Here is an 11,795-nt window from a genome sequence, read left to right as displayed (position 1 = left end):
GAGCTCGCCGCCCTGGTGACCGCTGCCGGTGCGGAGCCGGTCGCCGCCGAGCCCGGTTACGACCTCCCCGCCGACCTCGGCTCCCCCGCCGCAGTCGCGGCGCGTGCGCTGCAGCTGGAGGAAGCGGCCGCGTCGACGTACGCCTACCTGGTGGCGAGCACGACAGGTGAGGCCCGGGCCTGGGGGGTCAGGGCCCTGCTGGACGCCGCGGTGCGCGGGCTGGGCTTCGGCGGGACGCCGGAGCGGCTTCCCGGGCTCTGAGGCCCGCCGACAGCGCAGCTCCGGACCGGCCATCGGCCGAAAAACGGAACTGGTCCGCAACCTCGGCCAGCGGGGAACTCCCGAGACGTTCCCCGAAGCCGGGGTCGCGGACCAGTTTGTGACCGGGGACAACGGTCAGTGGGTGGCGGAGAGGTGGGGCTCGCCGATCACCGTGTGCACGATTCTGCAACACATGGGCCGGTGCGGTCTCTACCTAGCGATCCTCATATATGTGCAGTGCACAAACCTGCAGTCAGGCCTGCAGTCAGGCCTGCAGTCAGGGGTGCCGACGAGGGGTCGGCCCCAGCCCCCGACGTCGACCTGTCAGCGCCAGGCCGCCAGCAGCCGGGGGATCTCCAACAGCCGGTGGGCGACCGCGTCCGGGTCGCCCTCGGTGTGGCCGATCTGGTCCGCAGGGATCGCACTGTGCGGGATGTGGATGGCGCGCATCCCGGCGCTGTGAGCGCCCCAGACGTCGTCGTACAGCCGGTCGCCGACGTAGACGCACCGGGCGGGGTCGGTGACCCCGACGGCCTCCATCGCCGCGAGGAAGGCCTTCGGCGAGGGCTTCGTCCACGGGATCTCGCTGGTGTACACGTCGCCGTCGATCAGGTGGCCGACCCCGTCGCGCTCGAAGAACCCACGGTGCCAGGCGCGCGGCCAGATCGTGTTCGAGAGCACCCCGACGGCGATCCCCTCGCCGCGCAGCCACTCGAAGAGGGGCTTGACCTCCGGATCGGTGAGCGTGTGCGGCTCCCAGAACTCGTAGTACGCCGTTAGCAGGTCCGGGTCGTGCTGGAGTCCGGCCTCGTCGAAGAGGTCGCCGATCGTCGAGCTCTGATGGTGGTCGCGGCTCCTCCCCCAGATCACGCTGCCGGCGTTGTGCAGGCGCTCCGCGAACACGTGGTGGTCATCAGAGCTGTCGGGGGTCGCGAGGACCGCCTGGGCGAGCGCCAACGACTCGGCGTGGAAGTCGACGTCGTGCCACGCCGTCAGCGTCCCGCCCCAGTCGAAGATGACGGCGTCGAGACCGGTCACGGGCGGACGATGTCGACCAGGGCGGCCACGGCCCCGTCGATCGGCAGCTCGGTGCGCTCGCCGGTGCGACGATCCTTGGCCTCGATCGTGCCGTCGGCGACACCGCGTCCGACGGTGACGATGGTCGGCACGCCGATCAGCTCGGCGTCCTTGAACTTCACGCCGGGGCTGACCTTTCCGGTGCGGTCGTCGTAGAGCACGTCGAGGCCCGCGTCGACCAGTTTGGCCACCAGCTCCTCAGCCGCGGCGAACACAGCGGCGTCCTTGCCGGCGGCCACCACATGGATGTCGGCCGGGGCGACGTCGCGCGGCCAGCACAGGCCGATCTCGTCGAGGCTGTTCTCCGCGATCGCCGCGACCGCGCGGGTGACCCCGACGCCGTAGGAGCCCATGGTCACCGTGACGAGCTTGCCGTTCTCGTCGAGCACCTGGAGGCCCAGCGCATCCGCGTACTTGCGGCCGAGCTGGAAGACGTGACCCATCTCGATGCCGCGGGCCGACTCGAGCGCGCCCTCCTCGCAGTTGGGACAGGCGTCGCCGTCGCGCACGTCGGCGGCCTCGATGATGCCGTCGGCGGCGAAGTCACGGCCGGCGACCAGGTCCATGACGTGCTGGCCGGAGATGTTCGCCCCGCTCACCCAGCGGCTGCCGTCGACCACCCGCGGGTCCACGACGTAGCGGATGCCGGACTCGCTCTCCTCGCCGAGCACGCCGGGCCCGATGTAACCCTTCACCAACGAGGGGTGCTTGGCCATCTCGGCCGCGTCCATGGGCTCGACCTCGATCGGCTCGAGCTGGCCCTCGAGGCGTCTCTGGTCGACCTCGCGGTCACCGGGCACGCCGATGGCGAGCGGCTCGCGCGTACCGTCGGGATGCTTGAGCACGACGAGCACGATCTTGAGCGTGTCGCCCGCAGCCCAGGGCCGGTCCTCGCGGGGGTACTTCTCGTTGAGGTGGTCGACCAGGGTCTGGATGGTCGGGGTGTCGGGGGTGTCCTCGGCGTGCGCGGCCGGCGCGTCGGCGTACGGAACGGGCTCGGGTGCGCGCACGCGGACCGCCTCGACGTTCGCGGCGTAGTCGCACTTCGTGCAGCGGACATAGGTGTCCTCGCCCACGGCCGCGGTCGCCAGGAACTCCTCGGACCGGGAGCCGCCCATGGCACCGGAGGTGGCCTTGACGATGACGTACTCGAAGCCGAGCCGATCGAAGATCCGGACATAGGCCTCGCGGTGCCGGACGTAGGACGCCTCGAGGCCGGCGTCGTCGACGTCGAAGGAGTAGGAGTCCTTCATCGTGAACTCGCGGCCGCGCAGCAGCCCGGCGCGGGGACGCGCCTCGTCCCGGTACTTGGTCTGGATCTGGTACAGGCTGAGCGGGAGGTCCTTGTAGGAGCCGTAGAGGTCCTTCACCAGGAGCGTGAACATCTCCTCGTGGGTCGGACCGAGCAGGTAGTCGGCGTCCTTGCGGTCCTTGAGCCGGAAGATGCCGTCGCCGTACTCGGTCCAGCGGCCGGTCGCCTCGTAGGGCTCCCGGGGCAGCAGCGCGGGGAAGCTGACCTCCTGGGCGCCGATCGCGTCCATCTCCTCGCGAATGATCGCCTCGACCTTGCGCAGCACCTTCAGACCCAACGGGAGCCAGGAGTAGATCCCCGGGGCGGCCCGACGGATGTAGCCGGCCCGCACGAGCAGCCGGTGGCTCGGGACCTCCGCGTCCGAGGGGTCGTCGCGAAGGGTCCGGAGGAACAGGGTCGACATCCGCATCAGCACGTGCCGAAGCCTACGGCGGGGGCTTCGGTGACTGCGAACCAGATGCTGTCCCCGTCGGATCGGGACAGACCGTCTCAGCCGAGTCGAGCAGGTCGGGTCAGAACATCACGGTCGCGAAGCGAGCGGTCTCCACGAACCCCACCCGCTCGTAGGCCTTGCGAGCCGCGTGGTTCCAGTCGTTGACGTAGAGGGAGACCGTCGGCGAGATCCGGGCCCGGACCTGCTCGACCACGGCCGCCATCCCCGCGGTCGCGAGGCCACTGCCCCGCCGGTGCTGCGGCACCCAGACGCCCTGGATCTGTGCCGCGTCGGCGGTCGCGCAGGCGACCTCCGCCTTGAACACCAGCTCGCCGGCGTCGTACCTGACGAAGGACCAGCCGCGGTTGATCAGCTGGGTGACCCGGGCCCGGTAGAGGTCGGCTCCCCCGCCGTCCTCAGGGGACACACCGACCTCCTCGGTGTACATCGCCACGCAGGCCGGGTAGAGCGTGTCCATGTCGTCGCGGCAGCTCGCCCGGACCTGCGGGTCGGGCCTGACCAGCGGCGAGCTGTCGATGGCGAGGTGCCGCTGGTCCCACCGGACGTCGCGCGGGTTCCCCCAGTGCGGTCCGACCTGTCCCCAGAAGGTGCGTACGGGGTCCTGCGGTCCCACGATCGTCGAAGCCGTACGACGCCGGGCAAGGGCACGCTCGGCGAAGGCCAGCGCGTCGTCCTCCCCTGCCTCCACGGGCACGAGGTTGGCCGCGACGTGGCAGGCCGCCACGAGGTGCCCACCTTCGAACCTGCCCCACATCTCGCCGCCGAGCCACCTCGGCTCCAGGCTCGTCGTGTGGGCGCGATGGATCGCGAACACGTTGACGACCGGGTCCCGGTTGGCCAGGGCCAGGAACGCGTCGAGGTCGGCGCTCGCGAGTGCGCGCACGCCGTGCCGTGTCGTCAACACGGGACGAGCCTAGGCGGTCAGCAGGCTCTGCGGGCGGATCGGCTCAGGAGATGGAGACCGACGGCTCGGCACCCTCGACCGGCTCCATCGTCTCGGCGATCTTCATCGCCTCCTCGATCAGCGTCTCGACGATCTGGGCCTCGGGCACGGTCTTGATGACCTCGCCCCTCACGAAGATCTGGCCCTTGCCGTTGCCGGAGGCCACCCCGAGGTCTGCCTCGCGGGCCTCGCCCGGACCGTTCACGACGCACCCCATGACGGCGACGCGCAGCGGCACCTCGAGCCCGTCGAGGCCGGCGGTCACCTTCTCGGCGAGCGAGTAGACGTCGACCTGGGCGCGCCCGCACGAGGGACAGGAGACGATCTCGAGCTTGCGCGGTCGGAGGTTGAGCGACTGGAGGATCTGGATGCCGACCTTGACCTCCTCCACCGGCGGCGCGGAGAGGGAGACCCGGATCGTGTCGCCGATGCCTCGTGAGAGGAGGGCACCGAAGGCCGTCGCCGACTTGATGGTGCCCTGGAACGCGGGGCCGGCCTCGGTGACACCGAGGTGGAGCGGCCAGTCGCCGGCCTCGGCGAGCAGCTCGTAGGCGCGCACCATGACGACGGGGTCGTTGTGCTTGACCGAGATCTTGAAGTCGCGGAATCCGTGCTCCTCGAACAGGCTCGCCTCCCAGACCGCGGACTCCACCAGCGCCTCGGGGGTGGCCTTCCCGTACTTCTCCAGCAGCCGCTTGTCGAGTGAGCCGGCGTTGACGCCGATCCGGATCGAGGTGCCGTGGTCCCTGGCGGCCTGGGCGATCTCCTTGACCTGGTCGTCGAACCTCTTGATGTTGCCGGGGTTGACCCGGACGGCCGCGCACCCGGCCTCGATGGCGGCGAAGACGTACTTCGGCTGGAAGTGGATGTCGGCGATCACCGGGATCTGGCTGTGCTGGGCGATCTCCGGCAGCGCCTCGGCGTCGTCCTGGCTGGGGCACGCGACCCGCACGATGTCGCAGCCGGCGGCGGTGAGCTCGGCGATCTGCTGGAGCGTGCTGTTGACGTCGGAGGTCAGCGTCGTGGTCATCGACTGCACCGAGACGGGGTGGTCGCTGCCCACACCGACCTTGCCCACCTGGATCTGGCGGGTCTTCCGGCGCGGGGCGAGCACCGGCGGCGGCGCGGCCGGCATGCCCAGGCTGATCTCGGTCATGGCCCAAGACTACTTTCCGCGGGGCTGTCGGGCCGCTTCGGGGAGCCGCTCCCCGCGCCCTGCCGGCCGGCTGGTCAGGACTCGAGGTGGAGCGGCACGACGATGTCGCCGACGATCAGCACCACACCCATGACCAGCAGGACCGAGGCCACGACGTAGGCGATGGGCAGCAGCTTGGCAGCGTCGACGTAGCCCGGGTCGGGCCGGCGGAAGAGCCGGGCCCATCCCCTGCGGATCCCCTCCCAGAGGGCGCTGGCGATGTGGCCGCCGTCGAGCGGCAGCAGCGGCACGAAGTTGAACATGCCGATGAAGAAGTTGAAGCCGCCGATCAGCATGAGCAGCGAGACGGTCTTCTCGGTCGTCGCGATCTCGTCGTGCGCGGCGGTCTCGCCGGCGAGGCGCCCGCCGCCGACGATGCTCACCGGACCCTCGGGGTCGCGCTCCTCCAGGCCCACGATCGCCTGTGCGACGTCCCAGACCTTCACCGGCAAGGTGGTGATGGCCCGCGCGACCTCCACGGTCATGTGGCCCATCTGGCCGACGGTGTAGAGCGGGCCGCCCGTCGTGGGATGCGACACCGGGACGATGCCGAGGAAGCCGACGTGCTTCTTCTCCTCCTGACCGACGTCGCGGAGGTCCACGACGGTGGCGGTCCGGATGGTCTGCTCGCGACCGTCACGCTCGATCACGATCTCGGCCTGGTCGCTGCCGTTGGCGCGGACCAGGTCCTGCACCTGGTCCCATCGGGTGATCTCGACGCCGTTGAAGGCGACGATCCGGTCGCCCGCCTTGATGCCGGCCGTATACGCCGGTGTCGGGGAGTCGCGGACCTCCTCCTCGGTGCACTCGCGGCCGTCCTCCTCGGCCGGGAGCACGCAGCCCTGCACCTGCGCGATCGTGGTCTCGACCGTGGGGTCACCGGCGTTGCCGTAGGTCGCGAAGACGGCCGCGAAGATGCCGAACGCGATGAGGATGTTCACCGAGGGCCCGCCGGCCATCACGATGACCTTCTTCCACCACGGCATCTTGTAGAAGAGCCGCTCGGTGTCCTCGGGCTGCACCCGCTCCCACTCGGCCGCGCGAGCATCGGAGATCAGCTGGGTGAACATGCCGGTGTTGGACTTGCGCACCTTGAAGACCCGATTGCCGTCCGCATCGACCTCCACGTCCTCGACGAGGTCCTCGGCTGCCGGCGGCGGCAGCATCCCGACGATCTTCACGTAGCCACCGAGCGGGATCGCCTTGAGACCGCACTCTGTCTCCCCGACCTGCTTGGACCACACCGTGGGCCCGAAACCGATGAAGTACTGCGTGACCTTCCCGCCGAACCGCTTCGCCGGAATCATGTGGCCCAGCTCGTGCAGGCCGATCGAGGCGAGGATCGCGACGGCGAAGACGAGGACGCCGAGGGTGTACAGGAGAGCGGTCATTTCGGTGCTGTCAGCGTCCTCGGTCAGAGCCGGTGGAGCCGGCGATGGTGCGGGAAGCAGCCTCCCGGGCCCACGCGTCGGCCGCGAGGACGTCGTCCAGGGAGAGCTGCACGTTCGAGGGTACGTCGTGATCGGCTACCGCGCTGGCGACCACGTCGACGATCCCGGTGAACGGCAGGCGGCCGTCGCGGAAGGCCTCCACGGCGACCTCGTTCGCCGCGTTGTACACCGCGGGCGCCGTGCCGCCTCGGGAGCCGGCCTCGCGGGCGAGGGCCACGGCGGGGAACGCCTCGTCGTCGAGTGGGATGAACTCCCAGGTCTCGACCCTGGTCCAGTCGACCGCGGGCGCCGCGTCCGGAACCCGCTCGGGCCACGCCAGACCGAGCGCGATCGGGATCAGCATGGTGGGCGGGCTCGCCTGCACGAGGGTGGAGCCGTCGACGAACTCGACCATCGAGTGCACCACGCTCGTCGGGTGCACGACGACCTCGATCCGCTCGAAGGGGATCCCGAAGAGCAGATGCGCCTCGATCACCTCGAGGCCCTTGTTCACCAGCGTGGCGGAGTTGATCGTGATCACCGGGCCCATGTCCCACGTGGGATGGGCCAGCGCCTGGTCCGGTGTGACGCCGGCGAGCTGGGCCCGACTCCGCCCGCGGAAGGGGCCGCCGCTCGCCGTGAGCACCAGGCGTCGTACCTCGTCGGGCGCGCCGGCGCGCAGGCACTGCGCGAGCGCGCTGTGCTCGGAGTCGACCGGCACGATCTGACCGGGCTTCGCCCGGTCGAGGACCAGCGGGCCGCCCATGACGAGCGACTCCTTGTTGGCGAGCGCCAGCGTGTTGCCGGCGTCGAGCGCGGCGAGGGTGGGTCGGAGACCGACGGCGCCGGTGATCCCGTTGAGCACGACGTCGCAGCCCAGCTGGGCGGCCTCGACGCTCGCCTCCTCGCCGAGGCCGTGGAACAGGCCTGGACAGACGGCTGACAGCTCGGCCACCTGACTCTCGAACAGCTCGCGGTTGCTGCCTCCTGCGGTCACCCCGACGACCCGGAACCGGTCGGGGTTGGCGCGCACGAGATCGAGCGCCTGCGTGCCGATCGAGCCGGTCGAGCCGAGGATGACGACGTCCTTCACGGCTCCATCCTCCCAGCCCTGCGGCGCTTCGGGCGAAGTGACGGCACTCGGTCAGCCGGCCAGGCCGCGGGACTCGAGGAAGGCCTTCGCGACCCGCTTCGGCGCCCGGACCAACCAGGCGTCGACGAGCACCTCCTCGAGCTCCTCGACACCGATCGCGTCGAGCCGGACGAGCACGCCGGGCCAGCCGTCGAAGTGCGGGATGGTGAAGAACACGTCCGGCTCACTGGCGACCAGCTCCCGCTTCTCCAGGTCGTCGGAGACACGGATGCCCATGATCTCGCCGGTGGGCACCTCACGGCCGAGCTGCTCGAGGTCGGCCACGTCCTTCTTGCGCAGCGGCCGGACCCACGCGAACGCCTTCTCGCGGATCCGCCAGCCGTTGTTGCTCTCGGTGGTCTCGGGCAGCGCCAGCGCGAGCCGTCGTACGTCCTCCCACGTCGCCATGCTGACAACGTAGGCGCACGGACCGCAGCATCAGGTGACGTGGGCGAGCAGCGCGTCGGCCGCCGTGTAGGGGTCCGCCTCGCCGGCCGCGACCGACGCGGCCAGGGAGTCCAGGCGGTCGCCGTCGCCGAGGGATCCCCATCGTTCGCGAAGCGCGGTCAGCGCGATCGCCTCGATCTCGTCGCGGGCGCGCCGGGTACGACGCCGGGCGAGCTCGGTGCTCGCCTCCGCATGGGCCCGGTGCTGGTCGAGGGCGTCCACCAGGTCGGCAGCACCCTCCCCCTGGGAGGCCACGGTCTTCAGCACCGGCGGCCGCCAGGCGCCCTCGGGCCGCTCGGCCATCGCGAGCATCGAGCGGAGGTCGCGGCGCACCTGGTCGGCGCCGTCGCGGTCGGCCTTGTTGATGACGTAGACGTCGCCGATCTCGAGCAGGCCCGCCTTGGCGGCCTGGATCCCGTCCCCCATCCCCGGCGCGAGCAGGACCACCGTGGTGTCGGCCAGCCGCGAGATCTCGACCTCGCTCTGCCCCACACCGACGGTCTCCACGATGATCACGTCGAAGCCGGCGGCGTCGAGGACCCGCAGCGCCTGGGGCGTGGCCCAGGCCAGCCCTCCCAGGTGACCTCGGGCGGCCATGGAGCGGATGAAGACGTCCGGGTCCGTCGCGTGCTCGGACATCCGGATCCGGTCGCCGAGGAGGGCGCCTCCGGAGAAGGGGGAGGACGGGTCGACTGCCAGGACGCCCACGCGCCGGTCGCGACGCCGCAGCTCCGCCACGAGAGCACTGGTCGACGTGGACTTGCCGACCCCGGGAGCGCCGGTGAGGCCCACGACCTGCGCACGGCCCGTGTGCGGGGACAGCGCAGCCATCACCTCACGCAGCGCCGGCGAGGAGTCCTCGACCAGCGAGATCAGCCGGCCGACCGCTCTGGGCCGGCCCGCCCGGGCCTGCTCGACGAGCTCGGGAACGGCAGCCACCGCCGACCTGCGCCCTGGCACGTCCCCCTTGCCGGAGGAGCCGTCAGCCATCGCAGGGACCGAGGGCGGCGGTGGCTACTGGGTCCACGCCGGTCAGCTGGTGGGAACGCGCACGATCAGCGCGTCGCCCTGGCCACCGCCACCGCACAGGGCGGCAGCGCCCAGCCCACCGCCGCGACGCTTCAGCTCGAGCGCGAGGTGGAGGACCACGCGGGCGCCGGACATCCCGACCGGGTGGCCGACAGCGATCGCGCCGCCGTTGACGTTGACGATGGAGTCGTCGAGGCCGAGCTCGCGGGCCGAGGAGATGCCGACCGCGGCGAACGCCTCGTTGAACTCGACCAGGTCGAGCTCGGTCGGCGCGATGCCCTCCTTCTCGCAGGCCTTCGCCGTGGCGGCGGCCGGCTGGAGCTGGAGGGTCGAGTCGGGACCGGCGACCTGGCCGTGGGCACCGATCTCACACAGCCACTCGAGGCCGAGCTCCTCGGCCTTCGCCTTGCTCATCACGACCACGGCGCACGCGCCGTCGGAGATCTGCGAGGCGGATCCCGCGGTGATGGTGCCCTCCTTGGAGAACGCCGGACGCAGCTTGCCGAGGGACTCGGCGGTGGTGTCGCCACGCACCCCCTCGTCCTCGCGGACCACCACCGGCTCGCCCTTGCGCTGCGGGATCTCGACGGGCACGACCTCCTCGTCGAAGACGCCGTTCTTCCACGCCACGGCCGCCTTCTGGTGCGACTGGGCGGCGAACTCGTCCTGCTCGGCGCGGGTCAGGTTCTGCGCGGCGCCGTTGCACTCCTCGGTCAGGAGACCCATGGCCTGCTGCGTGAACTGGTCGAACAGGGCGTCGTACGCCATCGAGTCGACGAGGCTCACGTCGCCGAACTTGATGCCCTCGCGGGACTTCGGGAGGAAGTGCGGGGCGTTGGTCATCGACTCCATACCGCCCGCCACGACGACGTCGACCTCGCCGGCGCGGATCAGCTGGTCGGCCACCGCGATCGCGTTGAGGCCCGAGAGGCAGACCTTGTTGATCGTGATCGAGGGGACGCTCATCGGGATGCCGCCCTTGTGGGCGGCCACGCGTGCGGGGTTCTGGCCGGCGCCGGCCTGGATGACCTGACCCATGATCACGTAGTCGACCTGGTCCGGGCTGACGCCCGACTTCTCCAGCGCGCCCTTGATGGCGACGCCACCCAGGTCCGCGGCGGACAGGCTCTTGAGACCGCCACTGAGGCGACCGATCGGGGTGCGGGCGCCGGCGACGATGACGCTGGGCGTGGACTCGGACATGCTGCCTCCGTGAACGAGTAACGGGTGAACCTTTGTGACTGTACTCGCGGGTAGCCCGGGGCTGCGAGGGGTCTCGGCGGCGCCGCACTGAGGCGCTCGTCACAGCCTCCGGAGACGGACGCACACCCGGGCCACCGCCGGCCGATGGGCACAATGTGCGCCATGAGCCTGAGCGACGTGCAGCACCTGTTCACCGCGATCGACCATGTCGGCATTGCCGTGCCGGACCTGGACGAGGCGATCGCCTTCTACACCGGGACCTACGGCATGACCGTCGCCCACGAGGAGACCAACGAGGAACAGGGCGTCCGCGAGGCGATGGTCCGCCCGGGTTCCGGCGACGACACCGCTGGGCCGATGATCCAGCTCCTCGCGCCGCTCTCCCCCGACTCCACGATCGGCAAGTTCATCGACCGCAACGGCCCCGGCCTGCAGCAACTGGCCTACCGCGTCGAGGACATCGACGCCGTGAGCGCGACCCTGCGCGAGCGTGGCCTGCGCCTGCTCTACGACGTCCCGAAGCGCGGCACGTCCAACAGCCGTGTGAACTTCATCCACCCCAAGGACGCCGGCGGGGTGCTGGTGGAGCTGGTCGAGCCTGCTCGGGGTGCGGCCGCGCACTGACGGAATCGCCGGTTAACCGGCGAAACTTGCACTTCTGGGGCGTTGCAACGGCTGGGAAGTGCAGGAAGTACCGGTTAACCGGCGATTCCTGCAGCCCGTCAGACCCACCGGAACCGGACGGTCTCCCCCGGCCGCAGCTGGGCGAGGCGGTCGGTGTCGGCCGAGACCACGACGCCGATGACCGGATAGCCCCCCGTGACGGGATGGTCCGGCCCGAACACGACCGGCGCGCCGCCCGGCGGGAGCTGGATCGCGCCCCGGAGCGCGCCCTCGCTCGGGAGATCGCCCTTCGTGGCGTCCGGCGTCAGGACCCCGCCCTCGAGCCGGACGCCGACGCGGTCGGTCGCCGGGCTCACCCGCCACGTGTGCGAGACGAGCTGGTCGGCATCTGCTGCCCAGTCCTCCCGGGGGCCGCGGACGACGCGCAGGACCGGGCAGCCGTCGTACTGCTGCGGCGGGACGGCGTCGACGAGCATCTCCCCAGTGATCGCCGTGCCGATCGGCAGCCGCGCGCCGGGCTCGACCGGGGCTGGGCCGATTCCGGAGAGGGTGTCGCGGGAACGCGAGCCGAGGACGGGTGCGACGTCGAGGCCGCCGCGCACCGCCAGATAGGACCTCAGGCCGGACGTCGGCACGCCGAGTCGCAGCCGCTGTCCGGGACGGAGCGCGAGCACCGCACCGGTCGGCT

General features: G+C 71.0%; 12 protein-coding genes. 2 read left to right on the top strand and 10 right to left on the bottom strand.

Going from position 1 to position 11,795, the window contains the following annotated elements; genetic code table 11:
* On the top strand, nucleotides 1–261 hold a 261-nt coding region (locus E7Z54_RS06760), incomplete at its 5' end, for a DUF4439 domain-containing protein (protein WP_136432233.1).
* Between the two features lie 324 nt (nucleotides 262–585).
* On the opposite strand, the gene E7Z54_RS06755 is transcribed toward E7Z54_RS06760, so the two are convergent.
* The 9 genes from E7Z54_RS06755 to E7Z54_RS06715 all read right to left on the bottom strand — a co-directional run bounded on the left by E7Z54_RS06755 (nucleotide 586) and on the right by E7Z54_RS06715 (nucleotide 10,483).
* Entirely contained in the window at nucleotides 586–1,299 is a 714-nt protein-coding gene (locus E7Z54_RS06755; RefSeq protein ID WP_136432232.1) for an HAD family hydrolase, read from the bottom strand.
* Nucleotides 1,296–3,065: a proline--tRNA ligase gene (locus E7Z54_RS06750; RefSeq protein ID WP_136432231.1), complete on the bottom strand. Its 1,770-nt coding sequence runs from the start codon at nucleotides 3,063–3,065 to the stop codon at nucleotides 1,296–1,298. The genes E7Z54_RS06755 and E7Z54_RS06750 overlap by 4 nt, the downstream gene beginning before the upstream one ends.
* A 97-nt stretch (nucleotides 3,066–3,162) precedes the next feature.
* Complete coding sequence (locus E7Z54_RS06745; RefSeq protein ID WP_136432230.1) at nucleotides 3,163–4,008, bottom strand: GNAT family N-acetyltransferase; 846 nt, start codon at nucleotides 4,006–4,008, stop codon at nucleotides 3,163–3,165.
* Between the two features lie 43 nt (nucleotides 4,009–4,051).
* The gene (gene ispG, locus E7Z54_RS06740) at nucleotides 4,052–5,203 is read right to left on the bottom strand and encodes a flavodoxin-dependent (E)-4-hydroxy-3-methylbut-2-enyl-diphosphate synthase (RefSeq protein ID WP_136432229.1); all 1,152 of its coding nucleotides are present in this window, start codon (nucleotides 5,201–5,203) and stop codon (nucleotides 4,052–4,054) included.
* 74 nt (nucleotides 5,204–5,277) lie between these two features.
* Entirely contained in the window at nucleotides 5,278–6,633 is a 1,356-nt protein-coding gene (locus E7Z54_RS06735; protein WP_136432228.1) for a M50 family metallopeptidase, read from the bottom strand.
* A 10-nt stretch (nucleotides 6,634–6,643) separates the two neighbouring features.
* Nucleotides 6,644–7,765, bottom strand: a complete 1,122-nt coding sequence (dxr, locus tag E7Z54_RS06730) for a 1-deoxy-D-xylulose-5-phosphate reductoisomerase (RefSeq protein WP_136432227.1) — start codon at nucleotides 7,763–7,765, stop codon at nucleotides 6,644–6,646.
* A gap of 51 nt (nucleotides 7,766–7,816) precedes the next feature.
* On the bottom strand, nucleotides 7,817–8,212 hold the full coding sequence (locus E7Z54_RS06725) for an MmcQ/YjbR family DNA-binding protein (RefSeq protein ID WP_136432226.1): 396 nt from the start codon (nucleotides 8,210–8,212) through the stop codon (nucleotides 7,817–7,819).
* Nucleotides 8,213–8,242: 30 nt separating this feature from the next.
* Complete coding sequence (gene meaB / locus E7Z54_RS06720) at nucleotides 8,243–9,241, bottom strand: methylmalonyl Co-A mutase-associated GTPase MeaB (protein WP_206056049.1); 999 nt, start codon at nucleotides 9,239–9,241, stop codon at nucleotides 8,243–8,245.
* 42 nt (nucleotides 9,242–9,283) lie between these two features.
* Nucleotides 9,284–10,483, bottom strand: coding sequence for an acetyl-CoA C-acetyltransferase (locus E7Z54_RS06715; RefSeq protein ID WP_136432225.1), 1,200 nt, complete (start codon nucleotides 10,481–10,483; stop codon nucleotides 9,284–9,286).
* A gap of 153 nt (nucleotides 10,484–10,636) precedes the next feature.
* Between E7Z54_RS06715 and mce the strand changes: the two genes are divergently transcribed.
* Nucleotides 10,637–11,107, top strand: a complete 471-nt coding sequence (gene mce / locus E7Z54_RS06710) for a methylmalonyl-CoA epimerase (protein WP_136432234.1) — start codon at nucleotides 10,637–10,639, stop codon at nucleotides 11,105–11,107.
* Between the two features lie 98 nt (nucleotides 11,108–11,205).
* Here mce and E7Z54_RS06705 read toward each other — a convergent pair.
* Nucleotides 11,206–11,795: biotin-dependent carboxyltransferase family protein (locus E7Z54_RS06705; protein WP_136432224.1), on the bottom strand; the 590-nt coding region annotated here is incomplete at its 5' end.

This window comes from Nocardioides sp. (assembly GCF_004803405.1).
Lineage (GTDB): Bacteria > Actinomycetota > Actinomycetes > Propionibacteriales > Nocardioidaceae > Nocardioides > Nocardioides vastitatis.
This window is presented reverse-complemented; position numbering and strand designations above follow the sequence as displayed.